The sequence below is a fragment of the Rhodococcus sp. MT28 genome, assembly GCF_058792695.1.
In genome coordinates this window covers 37,552-56,779 of record NZ_JBXAFD010000002.1, presented here as the reverse complement: position 1 = coordinate 56,779, position 19,228 = coordinate 37,552, and the positions used below count along the sequence as shown (strand labels likewise).

Annotated in this window: 22 protein-coding genes; 11 read left to right on the top strand and 11 right to left on the bottom strand. The window is 62.8% G+C overall.

Annotated elements, in window-relative coordinates; genetic code table 11:
- Window positions 1-90 precede the first annotated feature (90 nt).
- The gene (locus AC1Q6C_RS08575) at window positions 91-1,056 is read right to left on the bottom strand and encodes a DUF8129 domain-containing protein (protein ID WP_492666525.1); all 966 of its coding nucleotides are present in this window, start codon (window positions 1,054-1,056) and stop codon (window positions 91-93) included.
- Between the two features lie 283 nt (window positions 1,057-1,339).
- On the opposite strand from AC1Q6C_RS08575, the gene AC1Q6C_RS08570 reads away from it, so the two are divergent.
- Window positions 1,340-2,236, top strand: a complete 897-nt coding sequence (locus AC1Q6C_RS08570) for an SDR family oxidoreductase (protein WP_007735622.1) — start codon at window positions 1,340-1,342, stop codon at window positions 2,234-2,236.
- Between the two features lie 39 nt (window positions 2,237-2,275).
- Here the strand turns inward: AC1Q6C_RS08570 and AC1Q6C_RS08565 are convergent, their stop codons facing one another.
- Complete coding sequence (locus AC1Q6C_RS08565) at window positions 2,276-2,902, bottom strand: FMN-binding negative transcriptional regulator (RefSeq protein WP_030537447.1); 627 nt, start codon at window positions 2,900-2,902, stop codon at window positions 2,276-2,278.
- Window positions 2,903-2,981: 79 nt separating this feature from the next.
- Between AC1Q6C_RS08565 and AC1Q6C_RS08560 the strand changes: the two genes are divergently transcribed.
- The gene (locus tag AC1Q6C_RS08560; RefSeq protein ID WP_223257969.1) at window positions 2,982-4,316 is read left to right on the top strand and encodes an aminotransferase class I/II-fold pyridoxal phosphate-dependent enzyme; all 1,335 of its coding nucleotides are present in this window, start codon (window positions 2,982-2,984) and stop codon (window positions 4,314-4,316) included.
- Between the two features lie 108 nt (window positions 4,317-4,424).
- On the top strand, window positions 4,425-5,129 hold the full coding sequence (locus AC1Q6C_RS08555; protein WP_042448150.1) for an SDR family NAD(P)-dependent oxidoreductase: 705 nt from the start codon (window positions 4,425-4,427) through the stop codon (window positions 5,127-5,129).
- A gap of 50 nt (window positions 5,130-5,179) precedes the next feature.
- On the opposite strand, the gene AC1Q6C_RS08550 is transcribed toward AC1Q6C_RS08555, so the two are convergent.
- Both AC1Q6C_RS08550 and AC1Q6C_RS08545 read right to left on the bottom strand, forming a co-directional pair.
- Window positions 5,180-5,548, bottom strand: a complete 369-nt coding sequence (locus tag AC1Q6C_RS08550; RefSeq protein ID WP_007735659.1) for a hypothetical protein — start codon at window positions 5,546-5,548, stop codon at window positions 5,180-5,182.
- A 25-nt stretch (window positions 5,549-5,573) separates the two neighbouring features.
- On the bottom strand, window positions 5,574-6,920 hold the full coding sequence (locus tag AC1Q6C_RS08545) for an APC family permease (protein ID WP_042922927.1): 1,347 nt from the start codon (window positions 6,918-6,920) through the stop codon (window positions 5,574-5,576).
- Between the two features lie 146 nt (window positions 6,921-7,066).
- On the opposite strand from AC1Q6C_RS08545, the gene AC1Q6C_RS08540 reads away from it, so the two are divergent.
- Both AC1Q6C_RS08540 and AC1Q6C_RS08535 read left to right on the top strand, forming a co-directional pair.
- Entirely contained in the window at window positions 7,067-7,738 is a 672-nt protein-coding gene (locus tag AC1Q6C_RS08540; RefSeq protein WP_492666524.1) for a DNA alkylation repair protein, read from the top strand.
- A gap of 99 nt (window positions 7,739-7,837) precedes the next feature.
- A complete protein-coding gene (locus AC1Q6C_RS08535; protein ID WP_492666523.1) occupies window positions 7,838-8,953 on the top strand; it encodes an ABC transporter substrate-binding protein in 1,116 nt (371 codons plus the stop codon).
- A gap of 9 nt (window positions 8,954-8,962) precedes the next feature.
- On the opposite strand, the gene AC1Q6C_RS08530 is transcribed toward AC1Q6C_RS08535, so the two are convergent.
- On the bottom strand, window positions 8,963-9,907 hold the full coding sequence (locus tag AC1Q6C_RS08530) for a GlxA family transcriptional regulator (protein WP_492666522.1): 945 nt from the start codon (window positions 9,905-9,907) through the stop codon (window positions 8,963-8,965).
- A 205-nt stretch (window positions 9,908-10,112) separates the two neighbouring features.
- On the opposite strand from AC1Q6C_RS08530, the gene AC1Q6C_RS08525 reads away from it, so the two are divergent.
- From AC1Q6C_RS08525 to AC1Q6C_RS08510, 4 genes are all read left to right on the top strand, one after another.
- Complete coding sequence (locus AC1Q6C_RS08525; protein WP_007735669.1) at window positions 10,113-10,787, top strand: DJ-1/PfpI family protein; 675 nt, start codon at window positions 10,113-10,115, stop codon at window positions 10,785-10,787.
- 34 nt (window positions 10,788-10,821) lie between these two features.
- A complete protein-coding gene (locus tag AC1Q6C_RS08520) occupies window positions 10,822-11,292 on the top strand; it encodes a DUF2269 family protein (protein ID WP_492666521.1) in 471 nt (156 codons plus the stop codon).
- Window positions 11,293-11,374: 82 nt separating this feature from the next.
- Entirely contained in the window at window positions 11,375-12,040 is a 666-nt protein-coding gene (locus AC1Q6C_RS08515; RefSeq protein ID WP_179090777.1) for a HEAT repeat domain-containing protein, read from the top strand.
- Between the two features lie 13 nt (window positions 12,041-12,053).
- Window positions 12,054-13,088 (top strand): HEAT repeat domain-containing protein, encoded by a 1,035-nt coding sequence (locus AC1Q6C_RS08510; RefSeq protein ID WP_042922925.1) that lies wholly within the window; start codon window positions 12,054-12,056, stop codon window positions 13,086-13,088.
- 44 nt (window positions 13,089-13,132) lie between these two features.
- Here AC1Q6C_RS08510 and AC1Q6C_RS08505 read toward each other — a convergent pair whose 3' ends face one another.
- Window positions 13,133-13,504: an SdpI family protein gene (locus tag AC1Q6C_RS08505; RefSeq protein ID WP_064443539.1), complete on the bottom strand. Its 372-nt coding sequence runs from the start codon at window positions 13,502-13,504 to the stop codon at window positions 13,133-13,135.
- Window positions 13,505-13,879: 375 nt separating this feature from the next.
- Between AC1Q6C_RS08505 and AC1Q6C_RS08500 the strand changes: the two genes are divergently transcribed.
- Window positions 13,880-14,356: a hypothetical protein gene (locus tag AC1Q6C_RS08500; RefSeq protein ID WP_081377509.1), complete on the top strand. Its 477-nt coding sequence runs from the start codon at window positions 13,880-13,882 to the stop codon at window positions 14,354-14,356.
- A gap of 133 nt (window positions 14,357-14,489) precedes the next feature.
- Window positions 14,490-14,984, top strand: a complete 495-nt coding sequence (locus AC1Q6C_RS08495; protein ID WP_064113542.1) for a DinB family protein — start codon at window positions 14,490-14,492, stop codon at window positions 14,982-14,984.
- Between the two features lie 62 nt (window positions 14,985-15,046).
- Here the strand turns inward: AC1Q6C_RS08495 and AC1Q6C_RS08490 are convergent, their stop codons facing one another.
- From AC1Q6C_RS08490 to AC1Q6C_RS08470, 5 genes are all read right to left on the bottom strand, one after another.
- On the bottom strand, window positions 15,047-15,508 hold the full coding sequence (locus tag AC1Q6C_RS08490) for a DUF6389 family protein (protein WP_492666520.1): 462 nt from the start codon (window positions 15,506-15,508) through the stop codon (window positions 15,047-15,049).
- A gap of 19 nt (window positions 15,509-15,527) precedes the next feature.
- Window positions 15,528-16,244, bottom strand: a complete 717-nt coding sequence (locus tag AC1Q6C_RS08485; RefSeq protein ID WP_315873406.1) for an NUDIX domain-containing protein — start codon at window positions 16,242-16,244, stop codon at window positions 15,528-15,530.
- Between the two features lie 159 nt (window positions 16,245-16,403).
- Complete coding sequence (gene dmpG / locus AC1Q6C_RS08480; RefSeq protein WP_020909650.1) at window positions 16,404-17,432, bottom strand: 4-hydroxy-2-oxovalerate aldolase; 1,029 nt, start codon at window positions 17,430-17,432, stop codon at window positions 16,404-16,406.
- Entirely contained in the window at window positions 17,429-18,373 is a 945-nt protein-coding gene (locus AC1Q6C_RS08475; protein WP_003943168.1) for an acetaldehyde dehydrogenase (acetylating), read from the bottom strand. The genes dmpG and AC1Q6C_RS08475 overlap by 4 nt, the downstream gene beginning before the upstream one ends.
- Window positions 18,370-19,197 carry a 2-keto-4-pentenoate hydratase gene (locus AC1Q6C_RS08470; protein ID WP_007735684.1) on the bottom strand — a complete coding sequence of 276 codons (828 nt, stop codon included), beginning with the start codon at window positions 19,195-19,197 and terminating at the stop codon, window positions 18,370-18,372. Before AC1Q6C_RS08470 ends, AC1Q6C_RS08475 begins: the two co-directional genes overlap by 4 nt.
- Window positions 19,198-19,228 lie beyond the last annotated feature (31 nt).

Below are 19,228 nucleotides of genomic sequence, written 5' to 3'. Positions count from 1 at the left end.
CTCGGGTGCCCCTGGCCGCGAATCCCGCTTTCACGAGGTCCAGTGCTCGCGGTTCCGAGAGTCGGACTCTCGATATGTCGATTGAACGCTCTAGTTGATTCCGACGACTTCCTGGGCGATCGTTGCGAGTCTTGCCTGGGCAGCGGATACGACGCCGTGTCGGTTCTTGTGCGCTTCCTCGTACGCAACGATGTCCCGCACCTGTGCGGCGTCGGTCAGTTCCTTCACGGCGGAGACGGCTTGGGTGACGTTGAGTTCGTCGAAGTCTTCGATGGGAAGTTCAGTGGGGTCGAGTAGCCCACTCGACTTCCGTACCGAACGGAAAACGTCGGCGGCACCGTCAGCACCTTCTCGGCGAGTGACCTTCTCAGCCGTGGCGATGGCCGCATCCCTACTGGCCGAGAGTGTTTTCACAGTCACGTCACCGGCATATGCGCCCCAGCTGATCAGCTCACCCAGTACCGGCGGTGAGGTGCGAACAGCGTCGATGGCACGGTCGAGACTGCGGGTGGACCAGGAGACCGGAACGTTGACCAGCCGTATCGCCGCGCCGGTGGCAGCTTGCATCGGTGTGCGGCGCAAAGCTGCCGGTCCACCGAGTGCCTCTTCGGCCAAGACAGTCGTGAGCCAGTCCACGGTCGCGGAGTGTGCAGCGATGAGGCGGTCGGCCAACGCCGCGACGGTCTGATCGCCGCCGGCAGTGGCCAGGGCCTTGAGGTAGCGGGAGCGGTCGAGGAGTTGATGTTCGAGCGCAAGGTCTCCCAATACCGCTTCGTCGAAGGGCTGAGCCTGTTCGACCATCGCTTTCACTCCGGCTGTCGCGCGTCCGATGAACGGACCGACCAATTCCGGCACGCCCCCCAGATCGCGAACAGTGGACTCTATGGAACTCGCCCTTTCACGGCCGTTCTCTGCGTTTTCCGTCAATTCGCGTCGAACAGCCTCGGTTCTGGCCTGTGCGACGCGCGTTTCGGCGACCTGGATCTCGGTGTGCGTCAGACCGAGGAGGATGCGTAACTGGGTGATCAAGGCGGACGTGGTTTCGGAGTTGCTCATATCGGGGTCGTCCCTTCGTCGGTGCGTGCTTTACGTGATGTTCAGCTTCTGCTCGACGAGTGCTCCGCGGGTCGCGGAGCCACCGCCGCTACGCGGGCTACCCCGACCTACCGCGTAGTAACCACAACGAACAAGTGGGGTCGACGCACCGAGATCGTCGGCGCCAGGACGAGTGAGATCCCGGCCACCCCGAGGTTTCGATTTCTATTCGGCGGGAAGGAGGCATGTGCAGTGCATCCATCCAGAAGCCCACGAGAAACTGCGTCACCTGAGGAGTATCGATATGCCGGACCAGTACGCAATGCAGGACCCGACCACGCGGTTCCCCGCTCCTGTGCGTGAGCGGCAGGCGGAGATCGCACATCCCGGTCTCACCGCAGACATGATTTCTCCTCCCGACCACGGTGAAAACACCTATCGAGGAAGCGGTCGACTCGAAGGAAGGCGTGCGATTGTCACCGGAGCGGATTCGGGCATCGGACGTGCGGTCGCGATTGCATTTGCCAGAGAAGGCGCGGACGTTGTCCTGAGTTATCTCGACGAGGAAGAACAGGACGCTCGGGAAACCGCTCGCTGGGTCGAGGAGGCAGGTCGCAAAGCCGTCTCGGTGCCGGGAGATCTCCGAAGCGAGGAACACTGTTCTGCTTTGGTCGAAACCGCGGTGCGTGAACTCGGCGGACTCGACATCTTGGTGAACAACGCCGCGTTTCAGATGGTGCAGATGGGCGGCATCGCCGATATCACCACCGAACAATTCGACCGTGTGATGAAAACCAACCTCTACGCACTATTTTGGCTCTCCAAAGCAGCGATCGCGCAGATGGAGCCCGGATCGACGATCGTGAATACCTCGTCCATCCAAGGTGCGTCCCCGTCGCCCGAGCTGCTCGATTACGCCACGACAAAGGCGGGCATCATCGACTTCACCAAGGGACTGGCCGCCGATGTCGCACGAAAGGGAATCAGGGTCAATGCCGTTGCACCTGGACCGATTTGGACGCCACTGATTCCGGCTACGATGCCCAAGGAGAAGTTCGAGACGTTCGGGGACGACGTTCCGCTCGGGCGGGCAGGTCAGCCGGCCGAGCTTGCTCCCGCCTATGTATTTCTCGCCTCTGGCGAATCCAGTTACACCACTGGGGAAGTCATCGGCGTGACGGGTGGAAAACCGCTCACCTGAATGTGCGACTAGACAAGGCGTACGACGACGGCGTAACGGTCAACCGTTGTCGAGGCCCGCGGCGACCATCGCTGCGGCGGTCTCTCGTTCGGAGAATGAGCCCTTCTCCAGACCCCGGATGACGCCGGAGCGATCAGCGGGGGAACGGTTTTGATTCAACTTCGCTTTTCCGTAGACACGGGCCACGTGCAGTTCGATCCCCACAATCCCTCGCAGCTGCGCATCGACGAACTGCGGCGGCGCGTCGGTGACCTTCCATTCGTTCTCACGGCCGGATTCATGTCGAGCTGTCAGTGCGGTGACGTGCGCACGCAGCCACTGCTCGTCGTCGTGCGCAACCAGTTGGCCGTAGACGTAGAGAACTTCGTAGTTCCACGTCGGGACGACCTTCCCGTGGACGCTCTTGCTCGGGTAGAACTCGGGGCTCACGTAGGCGTCGGCGCCGGGGAGGATCACCAGAGACTCCGATGTCCCGGTGTATCGCCAATGCGGATTCGTCCGGGCGAGATGCCCCTCCAACACGTTTCCTTCGGCGTTGTACAGCAGTGGCATCGACGTGACTTCGAGGGTCTCGGGGCCCGGTGTGACCAGGTGTCCGAATCCACCGGCGTGGAGAGAGTCGGCGACCGCGTCGTCGGAGAGGCGGAATTGTCCGGGCAGAATCATGTGTCTCCTCACAGATTTTTTGTCATGTGACAATGTGTCACAGCGTGGAGGTTTTGTCATGTGCTAATAGAGTGAGCCTGTGACCAGCACTGTGGCGGACCAGGTGAGGCTCTATGTCGTCCGCGGGACAGCGGGCGAGATTTCCGAGGGCATCCGCAATCTCATCAGTGCTGGGGTACTGGCTCCAGGGGATGCGTTGCCGCCCATACGGGCCTTGGCCGACGATCTCGAGGTTCACCGGAACACAGTTGCCGGAGCCTATCGCTTGCTCGTGGCGGCGGGAGTTGTGGAGACACAGGGCCGGCGCGGCAGCTTCGTGCGAGCCATACCGTTCCTGGAAGGAGAAGGCGGTATCGCTCTTCCTGGCAGCGTGGATCTCGCCAGCGGAAATCCTGATCCGGCATTGCTGCCTGATCTCAGAGCCTCGTTGGACCGGACCACTTACACGCCCCGGTTGTACGGCGCCGCAGCCACCGAGCCTCTACTCGATTCCTGGGCACGTTCCTCGATCGAGGACGAGGTTCCAAGGCCGTGCTCGATCACCATCACCAACGGTGCCGTTGACGCGGTCGAGCGACTGTTGACCGCTCATTTGACCCGAGGTGACGCCGTCGCGATCGAGGATCCGTGCTTCCTGGCGAGCATCGGAACGCTCAAAGCCAACAGCTTCCGAGCGGTACCGATGGACATCGACACTTCGGGTATTACCCCGCAAGGGCTGCTGCGTGCTCTCGAAAGTGGTGTGCGCGCGATTATTTGCACCCCTCGTGCGCACAACCCCACCGGGGTCAGCATGAGCGCCGACCGAGCGGCGATTCTCGGAAGCATCCTGGCCGAGTTCCCTCACGTTCTGGTAATCGAGGACGATCACTTCTCTGCCGTGTCCAGCAATCGGTACTGTCGGCTCGCTCCGATGAGCACGACGCGGTGGGCGCTTGTTCGTTCCGTGTCGAAATTTCTCGGGCCCGACCTGCGCGTGGCAGTGGTCGCCTCGGACCTCGACACCGGCATTCGGCTGAGCACTCATCTCCGGTCGGGCGCCAACTGGGTCAGTCACCTGCAGCAGCGCTTGAGTGCTGAACTGCTGAGTGATCCGACGGTGATCGACGGCCTCGCCAATGCTCGCGCTGTCTACGAGCGCCGTCGAACCCTTCTGAAATCTGCACTGTCAGAACATGATATCGAGGTTCCTGACACTTTCGACGGACTCAATGTCTGGGTTCCGCTGGATCGGGATTCCGAACCGATTGTCGAGCGACTCGCCGAGTCTGGCTGGCTCGTGCGGGACGGAAGTCAGTTCTCGGCGACGCCGGGTCAGTGCCACCGGGCACTTCGTGTGACCGCCTCCACCATCACCTCTGACCAAGCACGCGAGTTCGCCAGTGCCCTGGCTGAAATATTGGCGAGCCCGTAGTTGTCCAGCTGCACTACGGTGCGAATCTGAGTCTCTCGCTTCTCGACGAAACTACCGGCGACGGCTGGATCGATAGGATCGGTTCGAGCGACGACGAAGGGTGTAATTGTGGCGAGGGCGGTTGTTGTCGGTGCGAGCCGAGGTCTCGGTCGTGCTTTGATCGAGGGTCTGAGGAGCGATGGCGACGAAGTTCTCGGCATATCGCGTCGGCGTCCTGACGGGTTCGACGTCTCCGAGTGGATCGAAGCCGACCTGACCGATCCTGTTACGGCAGCGAATTCGATCGATCAGGAGCTTGTCGGTGGTGTAGATACCCTGATCTGCAACGTCGGAATTTGGGAAGGGGATGCCTTCACTTCCGATTATGCGTTCACAGATCAATCCGATGTCGAAATGCTCGAAATGATCAACGCCAACATCACGGCCACAATTCTCCTGCTCAAGCGCCTGATCCCGAGAATGATCGGCCGTCCTCGACCTCGGATCATCTTGACCGGGTCCACCTCGGGACTCCCGCGAAGCGGTAGGCCGGAGGTTGCGTTCGGTGCATCGAAGTTCGCGATCAACGGCATTGCCGACGCGTTGAGAGAGGGCTACCGGAAGGACAGACTCGCAGTGACTGTCCTTCATCTCGGATATCTCAATACAGAAGACGGACTCGACGTGCCCCGAGACGTCGCTGCCGCCAGGGGAGAGGGATCTCTGGTCCCGGTACATGACGTTGTGGATACGGTGCGCTCGATCTCGAGTTTGTCGTCTTCGACGTCAGTGCGGGAAGTAGTCCTCACTGCGATCGACGATCCGCGATTCTGATTTGCGGCTGTCGACTCAATCTGGTTGCTGAACAGACGTATTCAGAGAATCTAGACCCCGATCAAGAAGTAAGCTCCGGTCAGATACGTCAGGGTGAGGCCCGCCAAGGCCCACGCCATGTACGGCCGGATGTAGAGGCGCCGCAGGCGGTGCAATCGCAGGGAGGCTCGCAAGAACGCGCCCACGGTCCCGAGCAGCAACATCAGGCTCGGGACGAAGACCGCCAGTCGGCGATCCTTCTGTGAGCACAGCAAGGTGTCGGTACCGAAGCATTCGCCCCGCCGGGAGCCCAACCACACGATCGCGATAACCAAAACCGCGGTAGCCAGAACGACTGACACGCCGTACGTCAGGGTTCGCCTGTTGATCTTTCGCTCTCGACGCTGAATTACATCTGACGCGTCAGAACTGTCGGTCATCACACCGGCTCCTGTACATCGCACCTCACTTCGTGGATCGGCGGTGGGAGAGGGCGTACAGCACTACTCCGACGGCCAAGAGTAATGATGCGCGTAACCACGTCGCAGCGCTCTGCTGGGTGAGCAACGCAACGCACGTACCGAGAGCGAGGATCGGGAAGATGATCGGCGTTCGGAAGTGTTTGTGTTGCACTGCGTCACGGCGCAGAACCAGGACGGCGATGTTGGTGCTGATGAATACGAAAAGCAGCAGGAGTACCACCGTCTCCGCCAGGGCTGACAGCGATCCGGTGACGCAGAGAGCCATGGCAACTGCTGTGGTCGCGATAATCGCCACCCAGGGGGTCCGTCGCTGCGGCAGTACCCGAGCGAAGACGCTCGGGAGCAAGCCTTCCGATGCCATCCCGTATGTCAGCCTGCTCGCCATGATCATTGTCAGCAGTGCGCCGTTGGCGACGGCGACCAACGCGATCAGGCTGAACAGGCGAGGCGGAACGCCGACGTCGGCAGCTGACACAACTTCCAGCAGTGGCCCGGAGGATGCGGCAAGTTCGTCGGCGGGCAGGACCACCGAGACAGCCAGGCCGACAAGGACATAGGCGGCGCCGGCTGTCAGTAATGCTCCGAACAGTGCGCGTGGGTAGACCTTGCTCACGTTCTTCACTTCTTCGGCGACGTTCGCGGACGTTTCGAAGCCGACAAAAGAGTAGTACGCGAGGAGTGCCGCAGCCAGCACCGCGAGTGCAGGCGATCGGCTGTCGTCGAACTCCACGACGCGGCTCAGGGTTCCGTCGCCGCGCCCGAGAACTATGCAAGCGAGGACGACAACGAGGACGAGCCCGGTGACCTCCACGACTGTCATGACGACGTTGGCGCGCATCGACTCCTTGATGCCTCTGGCATTGAGAAGTCCCACCAGGAGCAGGAAGACGAGCGCCGCTGGAACGGTTGGGACGTCGATGAAGGCTTTGAGATAGTCGCCCGAGAATGCGAGGGCGAGTCCCGCCGCACTGGTTACGCCGGCCGCCAGCATCGAGAAGCCGACAAGGAACGAGATCAGTGGTTTCCGATACGCCCGTTGGGCGAAGACGGCTGCGCCGCCCGCTCGCGGATATTTGGTGACCAGTTCGGCATACGACGTTGCTGTCAGCAATGCCATGACGAGCGCTACGAGCAGTGGTACCCAGACGGCTCCACCAACTTCACCGGCGATGACGCCCACCAACGCGTAGATGCCGGCACCCAGAACGTCTCCGAGGATGAACACGAAAAGGAGTGGGCCGGTTATAGCCCGAGTGAGAATGTTCTTACCGCCGTCTTCATCTCCGCCTGCGGTTTCGTCCACGTTCTCAGCACCCGCGGCGCGTCGCATATGCAAGGTTCGTCCTGTCTTCATGGTGGCGTGCCGCCACCTCAGGAGCAGTCATGTACCCATTGGCCGAGGTTTCAAACGTAGGTCGCCCGCCTTCCCGTGCTTTGCTTGTAGGGGAATCGCAGAAGTAGTGACTGGAGGACGAAGTGGCCGAAACGACGGTTGCCGCGGTGATGGACGAGTTGGCTGCTCTCGAAGATCCGAAGGCGCGTGCGGTGAACGAGAAGCACGGTGACGATCACGGTGTGAACCTCACAAAACTGCGCGCTGTTGCGAAGCGATTGAAGACTCAGCAGGAACTCGCACAACAGCTTTGGGCGACGGGCGATACCGCGGCGCGATTGTTGGCCCTTTTGATCTGCCGCCCGAAGGTGTTCGAGCGTGACGAGTTGGATGTCATGTTGCGAGAGGCCCGCACTCCGAAGGTGCAGGACTGGCTCGTCAATTACGTGGTGAAGAAGAACCCGCATGCCGAGGAGTTGCGGGTGGCCTGGACCGCTGACCCTGATCCTGTGGTCGCTAGCGCCGGGTGGGCTCTGACCACCGAACGTGTCGCGAAGAAGCCCGAGGGACTTGACCTTTCAGGGCTACTCGACGTCATCGAGGCGGAGATGAAGGATGCTCCTGACCGCCTGCAATGGGCGATGAATCACTGCCTGGCTCAGATCGGGATCGAACATGCTGAGTACCGCGCCCGGGCAATCGAGATCGGTGAGCGACTGCGGGTGCTCGAGGATTACCCGACTCCACCGAACTGCACCTCGCCGTTTGCGCCCATCTGGATCGCGGAGATGGTGCGACGACAGAGGGCAAAGTAGAGCGCACGACAACTAAGGATAGGGTTACCTTCGTGCTACGTTAGGCGCCGTCACCCGCTCGGGGTGTCTGAGCAGGTCGATCGACCGGGAGGTCCTGGCGTGGCGAGAATTTTGGGACGAGGGCTGTCAGAGCGACGAAGTGGTGGCAGCCGTGTCCGCCGGATGGTAGCCGTCGTGGCGGCGTGCGGGCTGGCGGCCGGAATGGCGGCCTGCAGCAGCAACGGCGACAAAGACAGCACCGACGACAAAGACAGCACCCGGACTTCATCCGCAGTCGACGCCGCGTTCCCGGTGACGATCACGTCGGCTCTCGGCACGGCCGAGATCAAGGACGAGCCCAAGCGGGTTGCTACCTGGGGTTGGTCCAACCAGGATGCCCTTCTGGCGCTCGGGGTCGTCCCGGTCGCGATGCCCACGTTTTCCGGACCTCAGTACGGGGCCGACGCGCAGGGCATTCTGAAGTGGGACGCCGAGGCACTCGACAAGCTCCGTGGCGAGCAGCCCACCTTGTTGTCGGGTGACGGAACGGGCGAAGCACCTGTCGAGCAGTTCGCCAAGGCTGAACCAGATCTCATCTTCGCCCCGTACTCCGGGCTCACTCAGCAGGAATTCGACGCACTGTCGAAGATCGCGCCGGTGGTTTCCTTCCCGGACGAGCCGTGGACCGCGTCGTGGCAGGACCAGGTGACCATCGCCGGTCAGGCGCTGGGTAAACAGGCCGAGGCCGGCACGCTCATCGACAAGACCAACGCCGCGATCAGCGCGACGGCTGCGAAGAACCCTGCGTTGCAAGGTAAGACCGTCACCATCGCACTCCCGAACAGCCCGAGCACGTTCGCGGTGAGTAAGAACGCCGACGTGCGTGTCGAGTTCCTCGAGCAGCTGGGTCTGAAGAACGAGCCGACGATCCAGCAGGCCGATCCCGCCAAGGATCCGGAGGCCGTGTACTTCGAGCTGAGCACCGAGCAGGCGCCGCTGATTGCGTCTGACGTGCTGTTCGTGGTGGCCTACGACAAGGACTCTCTGAACGCGTTCCTCGCCGAGCCACTGGTGGCAGCTCAGCCGGTGATCGTCGATGGGCGTACGGCATCCACCAAGGACTTCAGCGTCGACAAGAACTTCGCGTTCGGCGGACTGACGGTCCTGACCATCCCGTACATCCTCGACGACGTCGCCACAGTTCTGAACACCGCTGCCGGCAACGTCAAGGGCTGACCCGGCCCGCTAGCGGGAAGTTCGAAACTGCGTCCGGTATCGCTGTGGACTGGTACCGACCAGGTCTCGGAAGCGTTCGCGGAATGTCGTGACGGCATTGAATCCGACTTGTCCCGCAACACGTTCGATCGAGTGGTCGGTAGTCTCGAGCAGAAATTGCGCTTGGCGGAGCCGCGCGTGATGGAGCCACTGCAACGGCGTCGTACCGATTTGTTCCTGGAATCGGCGGTTGAGCGTGCGAGTGCTCATCGTTGCCTTGGCCGCGATTGTCGTGATGTCGAGTTGCTCCCCGAGGTTCTCTTCCATCCAGTTCAGTAGCGGCCTGAGGGTTGTCCCGCTGGGTACGGGAGGCTCGTGAACGATGAATTGTGCTTGCCCTCCGGCACGTTCGAGCGGCATCACACTCAGCCGCGCCGTGTCGGCGGCGACCGCGGACCCGTAGTCCTGACGGACCATGTACAGACACAGGTCGAGTGCGGCCGCGGCGCCGGCGGAAGTCAGGACGTGCCCGTTGTCTACGTAGAGAACGGCGGCGTCGACGTCGACAGCCGGGTGCCGACGCGCCAACTCTGCGGCGGCCGCCCAGTGCGTCGTCGCGCGAAGTCCGTCGAGCAAGCCGGTGTCGGCGAGCGTGAATGCGCCGACGCACAGTGATGCGATGCGTGTGCCGCGATCCGCGGCTGATCTGAGGGCGTCGATGATCTCGGCGTCGACCGGCACATCGAGATCGGCGGTGCCCGGGATGATGATCGTGCTGGCCTGGGCGAGACGTGACAGTCCGTGCGGTACGCGCATCGTGAACGTTCCGGTCTCCACCTCCTCGGTGAGCGCGCACACGGCGGTCCGGTAGGCCGGTGCGCCTGAGGGAAGCCTGCATCGTCCGAAGACTTCGAGGGGTGCTGCCAGGTCCATCGGCACCACTCCGGGCAACGCGAGAACTGCAACGTCATGCATGTCTGAAACGTAGCGTATGTGGCGCGAGATTCTGTGATCTCGTGTCGTGAAATATCCTCTCAACTGGTATTTCACAGAATATGTGAGGTTGGCTGAAAGCCGTCGAAGGTTGGCTTTCAGCCGTCGCCGCAGGGGTCAACTTCCTCCTACTGTCGTAGGAACAGCGAAGCGCACAGGAGCGCGTCGCACAAAATCGGAGGTTGCAGTGCACGCGCAGATCGTGTTGTTCGACGGATTCGATCCCATGGATGTCGTGGGTCCGTACGAGGTGCTCTACGCCGGGGGTCTCGCCAGCGGTGGGGCGTTGAGTGTCGAACTCGTCAGCGCGGAGGGGCCTCGGACCGTCCTGAGTGGAAGTGGTGAACTCGCTATGACCGCCACTGCAACCCTCGATGTCGAACACGCGGATCTGATTATCGTTCCCGGAGCATCGGGTCTCTTCGAACCCGATGCGGACCAGCCGGGCACCAGTTTGCCGGAAAGACTCGCGGCCACAACGGAAACCGAACTGCCTGTCATGATGCGGCGTGCACTCGACGATCCTGGTGTTCTTGTTGCGACCGTCTGTGGAGGATCTTTGGCGCTGGCGATGGCGGGGCTTCTCGAAGGGCGCCGCGCCGTGACACACCATCTTGCCGTGGACGCACTGGCGGCCGGCGGCGTTATTCCGATCCAGGCGCGAATCGTCGACGACGGTGACCTGATCACCGCCGGCGGTGTGACATCCGGTCTCGACCTTGGCCTGTACCTGTTGGAACGATGCCTCGGGCCCCGGATAAGTCTCGAGGTCGAAGCGCTCTTCGACTACGAGCGTCGTGGAACGGTGTGGTCGGCCAAGGGCGCCGAGCCTGTAATCACCTTCGCCCCGGACGCTGCGTGAATACGCTTGTGCGTACCGAAACGCGAGAAATCCCATGACCGGAATCCTGCTGTCCCTCCACGTGATTGCGGCCATTCTTGCCATCGGCCCCGTCGCTGTGGCGGCGAGTATGTTCCCGGTGGCGAGCCGCGCCGCGCTCGCCGATCCGGACAGCGCCAGTGTTGCGACGACGGGCATGCTGCATCGCATCGTTCGGGTGTATGCCACGATCGGCGTTGTCGTTCCGATGCTCGGTGTCGCCACCGCCGTCAATCTCGGAGTGCTCGGTGACCTGTGGATCCTCACCTCGATCGCACTCACCGTCGTTGCCGCCGTGATACTCACCGCGGTCGTGCTTTCCGCCCAACGGCTGACAATGGCGGCGATCGAAGGAACCGGGTCCGTTGTGGATGTCGCAACGCGGCTCACCCGTCGACTGGGCACAGCGACGGGGATCTTCAATCTGCTCTGGGTCGTTGTCGTCGTGCTGATGATCTTTCGGCCAGGATCGACAACCGGCGTGTGATCCGAGGCGATATTTCCCGTGTCGGAGACAGCGACGCTTGACCTTGACACAGTGACAAGGACTCCAATGGTCGACGAAGGAGGTGGTTGTCGTGAACACAACCAACCATGGTGGGCAGAATGCTCACCTCGTCGACGCATTGGCCGCGGCTGATCCCTCGGTTCGGCTGCGCGCCGCGCTCGCTGTCGGCACGCGCCCGGACCCTGAGCTGACGGATGCCCTGATCGATCGGTGCGCCGTCGAGCCGGACTTCTTCGTCCGCGACATGCTGACCTGGGCATTGTGCCGCTTGCCGGCCGAAATTACGGTGCCGAGGCTGATCCGTGAGCTCGGGTCCGATGGTTCGCAAGCCCGCAGTCAGGCGCTCCACACCTTGTCCAAGATCGGCGATCCGATCGCGTGGCCCGAGGTCTCTGCGCTGGTGCACGACCAGGACGACGAGGTCGCGCGCAGTGCGTGGCGCGCCGCAGTGGCACTCGTGCCGGCAGGAGTCGAGGGTGCACTCGCAGCGGATCTGGCGACCGAACTCGGGCGGGGCGAACTGCAGATGCAGCTCAGTCTGAGCCGTGCTCTGACCGGGCTCGGCGAGGCTGTACTCCCGGTGCTCGACGCGGCCGGAATGAACCCGAATCCGCGTGTCCGGGCGCATGCTGATGCTACAAAGCAACTCTGGCACGACCCCGACGGTGGGTTCGCACTCTCACACGAGTTGGCGAAGCGCGTCGCGGCAATCGGCCCGGACGCGTAGGAAGGGGAGACGGATGTTGATCGGCGAGGTCTCGCGGCGTTGTGGTGTCAGCACACGGATGCTGCGTCACTACGACACCTTGGGACTGGTGAAGCCGACGGGCCGCACGTCCGGCGGTTACCGGGAGTACTCCGCCGACGACATCCGTCGACTCTTCCACGTCGAGAGCTTGAGGACGTTGGGGCTCTCGTTGAACGAGGCCAAGCGTGCACTGGACGAACCCGACTTCGCGCCGGCCGATTTGGTGGGTGAACTCATGCAACACACTCGGCAACGGATCGCGGCGGAGGAGGAATTGCTGACCAAACTCGAAAGGGTCGACGCATCCGCCCCTTCGGAGTGGGATGACGTCCTGCGCATGGTCTCGCTGTTGCGTGCACTCGAATCCGAGTTCGCTGCCCACCGTCAGCAAGCGATCCTGTCGCAGGAGCTGAATGCGGCGTTGCCCGTCGACGCACTCGTCGAGGCCATCCTGTCGGAGAAGGATGCCAACGTGGCCGGAGCGTTGCAGTGGGCGTTGGCGAGGACCGAAGGTGCGGGCCTTGCAGGTCTCACGAAGGGCCTCGAATCGGAGGACGTCGAGGTTCGACGCCGCGCGACGTCGGCCATCTCCGGGATCCACACCGAGGAAGCAACTCGGGCGCTGAAGCGAGCTCTCGATGATTCGGACGCGATAGTCCGCGCTGATGCCGCTCTCACCCTCGGATCTCGCGGAGAGGCCGTCTCGATGCCCGCTCTCCTCGAGATGGTCGCCGACGGGCGACGCGACGTCGAGGCCGGAGAGGTGCTCGGTCTTCTCGCGGAGCACTCACCGACAAGCGGTGAGGTCGTCGATGCCGTGCAGGCAGGGCTCGACGGCACTGACGACGCCCCGACGAGGTTGCGAATCACGCAGGCACTCGCTGAGATTCCCGGCGCGGCGGCCCGGGAAGCGCTCGCCCGGCTGACACGCGACGACGACAAGACGGTCGCGTCCACGGCAGCCGCGATCCTCGAGATGCGGGACCGTGGACCACGCCGGCGCGAACGACCGCGTATCGGGAACTGAAATCGGAGAACTAGGGCACCTCTGACAAATGCGGGCCCGGGTGGTCAGCGCCGTAACGATTTTGCCGCGGCGTTGCCCTTCAACGCTGCACAGAGCAGGACAAGGAGCACCGCTAGAAACACGACTGTTGAGGCGACAGCCGACACCACAGATCCGAAACCTGTCACGACACCGATGGCGACCTGCATGCACAGTCCCACTACGGCTGTCCACACCGTCCGGCGTAGAAGGGGCCACGCAATCCGATGGGCCAATTGCCACGCCTCGGGGCTCGAGATCGTCGCCTTCGTGCGTATGCCGACAACGGGATTCGGTTCATCACCGACGAGTCGCGGCATGAGCCCAGCAACGAACGCGAGGATAAGCGTCGACGACGTCAGTGAGACCGTCAGACCCAGTAAGTCAGGCGATTCCATCCGTCCAGCCCCCAATCGGCAGATGTTGACGCAGCGGACATTCCAGTCTGGGGTGCCGCTGGGACACATCCGACTGTATGCGAACGAATGTATGTACTGCTGATCGGGTGACGCACTTTCAGGCTTTGTCGGATGAGCAGTGGACTCGATCTCGGACTAGTTTTCAGACAAGCCCTAGTGTGGATTGCCTAGGCAGAAAAGGTTTCCCGCCGGATCCGCCAACACGTGCCGGATGATCCGCCCGAATCAAGTCGAGGTGAACCGTATTCCTTTGGCTGCGAGCCTGATCGATCTCAGGCAAAGCCTCGAAGCTGCTGCGCACCCGCTGCGCGGTGATCAACGGATATGGTTTCTCACGTGGTGGATCAACGGCGAATGAGTTTGCGACGCAGGTACCTGAGCCTCGGTCTTGGCGAACTGGCCGCCGCGGGAGTGTTTGCCGCCGTGGCTGTCAGTGTCGTGATGCCTCGGCTCGAAGGTCCGCACGACTCCGCGGCGCTGTGGTCGGCGCTGGCCCCACTGCTCGTGGTTCTCGTACAAGCGGGTGTCTATTGGCTGCTTGCCCGAGGCTGGGTCGAGCAGGCGCCGATGCCGGCCCGCCTCGCAGCGCTCTACCGCGTGTTTCGGGTCCTCGATGTTCTCTTGTTGGCGATAGCTCTTCTCGGCGTTGTCATCTGGCTACCAGATCACTCCGGCGCGGCCGTGGGCGTGGTGGCGGTGTGGGCTTTCGGCGTCGCCGAGTACGCCAACTACTTCGTGGCTCGTCTCGCCTACCCGCTGCAGCGGTGGCCTTTCGAGGTCGGCAAGTTGCGGAGGCCCCAACTTGTGCACGACCTGCATTCGGCGCGGTGATACCGGCGATGAAGCCTGCCTTTGCCGCAACGGCAAAATTTGATGCGGGATCGGAGTGAATTCGGAAGGATCGGTTCTGCCCACCCAGGAATGAAGCCTCTATGTCGTTCTTCACCGAGTAAGGAGAACCACCATGGCAGCGTCGCGTCGCAGCCGCCGTGATGCCCCACCACCCCGGTCCGGAAATAGCGAGGTCGATACGCTACGCGCGTTTCTCGACTACTTGCGTGATTCGATCGCTGCCAAGGTCGAGGGTGCTCCGGAACCTCAGGTGCGCACCACAATTGTTCCGTCGGGGACAACCTTGCTCGGGCTGGTCACTCACTTGACCTTTGTCGAACGATCGATGTTTCTCGCAGAAAACGTGGCGGATTGGAAAGCGACGTTTCAGCCGTCATCGGAAGACAGCGTGGACGGTGTCGTCAGTCGCTATCGCGAGACGGTCGAGCGTGCCAACGCAGTTCTCGACGGATGCACAGATCTTGCCGCGCCCATCCCGCGACCGGGGGCGAAACGACCCGCTCCCAGTGTCCGCTGGGCGCTCGTGCACATGATCGAAGAGACCGGGCGCCATGCCGGGCACGCTGACATCCTCCGCGAACTTATCGACGGTTCGACCGGTCGGTGACATCGCAACATCGATCACAACAGTGGTTCGAAGTCGTCCGTCTCGCCGACAGCTTCCGCGCTTCATTGAGGCGAATGTCCGCTACCGAAATCGGGGCCCACAGGTATCGGGTCGGTCGCTCCGTCGGGAGTTGTTACTTCCCAGTGCAGTTCGGATGCAGTCGGGGGAACGAGCGCGCCGATCCACTCGGCAACGACACCGACGATAACTTTCTCGAGTTCCGTGCGTGACCACTCTCGCGGACGAGGGGGAACCGGTGGCTCCCAGCCTTCCTCACCCCAGATCACGCCGAATAGCTCTCTCTCGTCACCGATTTGCTGATTCAGGCTGAATGCGTCAGGACCCTCGAATCGTGCCCATACGCCGAATGTTCCCTCGCCGTCCTGATCGACCGAGACATCGATGACGATCCCTTCGGTGCGCGGGGTTGCCGCGTGGTGAATCGCAGCCAGTCGATCGCTCACTACCGCCGACACGGTATCGAGGACAGACCTCAGCGCGTCGCTGTACTCAGCAGGTTCCATCGGCACAGGATATAGAAATTCAGGCAATCGACTTCGAAGTCAGCGCCCCCGACATGGCCGCCCATTGAAGAAGAATAACCGTCTTACCGTCGACGATTTCTCCGCCGGAGATCATGTCGAGTGCCGTGTCGAACGGCAACTCCAGGACTTCGATGTCCTCGCCTTCGTCTGGCACCCCGCCACCACTGCCGGTTCTGTCCGCCGGGCTGTATCGGCCGGCGTAGAAATGCACTCTCTCGGTGACGGATCCGGGGCTCATGTACAGATCGAAAAGATGCTGCACCTCGCCGATCGCGACGCCGAGCTCTTCGCTCGTCTCTCGCCGAATGGCTACTTCCGGCGTGTCGGCATCGAGCAAACCGGCTGCGGTCTCGATCAGCATTCCGTCGGGGTGTGCGTTGACGTAAGCGGGAAAGCGGAATTGCTTCGTCAACAGGACGGTGCGCCGTTCGGGGTCGTACAGCAAGATCGTCGCGCCGTTCCCACGGTCGTAGGTTTCTCGTTGCTGTGTCTCGACAGTGCCGTCCCGTCGCCGGTACGTGAAGGTGCTGCGACGCAACACATGCCAACCGTCTGAGGTGACCTCGACTCGTTCGACCTCGACGTTCGGATTACCGTGCAGCCCGAGACCTGTTCGGTCGAGGCCGGTGCGACCCCGGCTGTCCGGAACGTCGACGCCGGCACAACCCGCCGTTGCAGTCGGGTGTATCAGCTTGTCGCTGTCAGGTTCGGTCATGTCATCCACCGTAGCGAAGATCGGCACCTCGCCGTTATTGGGCAACAACAGCTTCAGCGTTGAGCGGCGTCGCGGCGGAAACTCTCAGTCCAACTGAGAAGTCCCGCCCCCGTCCGGAGACGAGAGCGGGACTCGGGTGTCAGCGAACTCGGCAGCGCGTCAGACTGCTTCCTTTGTCGCCTGCGCTGCGAGGGTGAGCGCGATGTCGACGATCATGTCCTCCTGACCACCCACCAGACGGCGGCGTCCAGCTTCGAGCAGCAGTGTGCGAACGTCGATTCCGTAGCGCTCCGACGCAGCCTCCGCGTGGCGCAGGAAGCTCGAGTACACGCCGGCGTAGCCAAGTGTGAGGGTCTCTCGATCGACGCGGACCGGCCGGTCCTGCAGCGGACGGACGATGTCGTCGGCGGCATCCTGCAGGGCGAACAGGTCGCAGCCGTGCTCCCACTCCTCGATGTTGGCGACGGCGATGAAGGCCTCGAGGGGGCAGTTGCCGGCACCGGCGCCGTGACCGGCAAGCGAAGCATCGACGCGGGTGACGCCGTTCTGCACGGCCACAACAGAATTGGCAACCGAGAGTGAGAGATTCTCATGGGCGTGGATACCGATTTCGGTGCCCTCGTCGAGGATGTCGCGGTATGCACGAACACGATCCGCGACGTCGTTCATCACCAGACGTCCACCCGAGTCAGTGACGTAGACGCAGTGCGCGCCATACGATTCCATCAACTTGGCCTGCTTCGCCAGTTCCTCGGCAGGCGCCATGTGGCTCATCATCAGGAAGCCCGAGACGTCCATGCCGATCTCGCGGGCGGTTTCGATGTGCTGCGCGGAGACGTCGGCCTCGGTGCAGTGCGTGGCAACGCGAACCGAGCGCACACCGAGGTCGTAGGCATGCTTGAGTTCACTGATCGTGCCGACACCCGGAAGTAGCAGCGTGGTGAGACGAGCGTGCTCGAGTACCTCGGCCGCTGCTTCGATCCATTCCCAGTCGGTGTTCGAGCCGGGGCCGTAGTTGAGCGAGCCGCCGGCGAGGCCGTCACCGTGTGCTACTTCGATCGCGTCGACGCCGGCAGCGTCGAGAGCTGTGACGATCCGCTTGACGTCGGTGGGCGAAATGCGGTGGCGGACAGCGTGCATGCCGTCGCGAAGGGTGACGTCCTGGACGAAGATCTTGCGGTTGCTCACTTGGTTGCTTCCTTTTGCTGGGCGATGCGCTCCGCGATCTGCATTCCGGCGGACGTCATGATGTCGAGATTGCCGGCGTACGCAGGCAGGTAGTGTGCAGCACCCTCGACCTCGAGGAACACCGACACCTGATGGGTGGGGCGATTGCCGTCGACGAGCAACGTCTCGACGGGCTGGTCGGCCGGGATCTCGGTGATCTGGACTTCCTGCTTGAGCCGGTAGCCGGGGACATACGCGGACACGTCGCCGACCATCTTCTCGATCGACTGACGGATCTCGTCGTGAACAGCCGGGTCCGGTGCGTCGACGAGGCAGAAGACCGTGTCGCGCATGATGAGCGGCGGCTCAGCGGGGTTGAGGATGATGATGGCCTTGCCGCGACGAGCGCCGCCGACTGCCACGATCGCCTCGGACGTGGTCTCGGTGAACTCGTCGATGTTGGCGCGCGTTCCGGGACCGGCCGACTTGGAGGCGATGGACGCGACGATCTCCGCATACGCCACCGGGACGACCCGAGAAACAGCGGCAACCATCGGGATGGTGGCCTGGCCGCCACACGTCACCATGTTGACGTTGGGTGCGTCCAAGTGCTCGTCCGCGTTGACAGCCGGTACGACGTACGGTCCGATCGCGGCAGGCGTCAGGTCGATCATGCGCTTGCCGAGGGGAGCCAGCCGCGCGTTGTTGGCCACGTGAGCCTTTGCCGAGGTGGCGTCGAAGACGATCTCGATCTCGTCGAAGTTCGGCAGACCGACAAGGCCTTCGACGCCTTCTGCCGTGATCGGCACGTTCAGACGCGCGGCGCGAGCGAGGCCGTCGGACGCGGGGTCGATACCGACCATCGCGCCCATCTCCAGGTAGTCGGAGTTGCGCAGCACCTTGATCATCAGATCCGTGCCGATGTTGCCCGATCCGATGATCGCGACCTTGACCTTGCTCATGCGTTGTCCTCTTCGCTGGAGAAACTGGTGGTGACGGAACCGAGCCCGGAGACGGTCACGGTGACTACGTTGCCTGCGGTGACCGGTGCCATGGGGCCGAGAGCGCCGGACAGGATCACCTGCCCTGCGGTCAGCGGCTGCCCCAACTCACGTGCAGTGCGGGCGAGCCAGACGACGGCTTCGATCGGATCGCCCAGGCAGGCGGTTCCGACGCCGGTGGACACCTCGGTGCCGTCGACGGACATCGACATGACGACGCCGGCGGGTTCCACCTCGTCGAGGGTGCGTCGTTCGGTTCCCAGGACGTACACGCCCGAGGACGCATTGTCGGCGACGGTGTCACCGAACTTGATGTCCCACGACTCGATGCGGCTGTCGCAGATCTCGATCGCGGCGACGGCGTAGTCGATCGCACCGCGCACCTGCGCACTGTCCAGCGGTCCGTCCACGAGGTCGGCACCGAGCACGAAGGCAACTTCCGCTTCGACCTTGGGCTGGATCAAACGGCTCATGGGGATGGCGCCGCCGGCGGGGAACTCCATGTCGGCGTACAGCACGCCGAGGTCGGGCTGGTCGACACCGAGCTGCTGCTGGACTGCCACCGAGGTCAGGCCGATCTTGCGGCCTACGACCACGGCCCCCGCCTGCCGACGGATTTCGTCGACGCGGCGCTGGACGGCATAGGCGGCGACGAGGTCGTCGGCGCCGATCAGATCGCGCACGGGCGCGCAGGGAGTGCCGCTCGCGATGGCGGCTGCGAGGCGGTCCGCAGCAGCTGCGATGTCGGTCTCGCTAGCTGTACTGGTATTCGTGGGCTGGCTCATGGCCACTACTTTCGCCGCGGCACCGAGATTG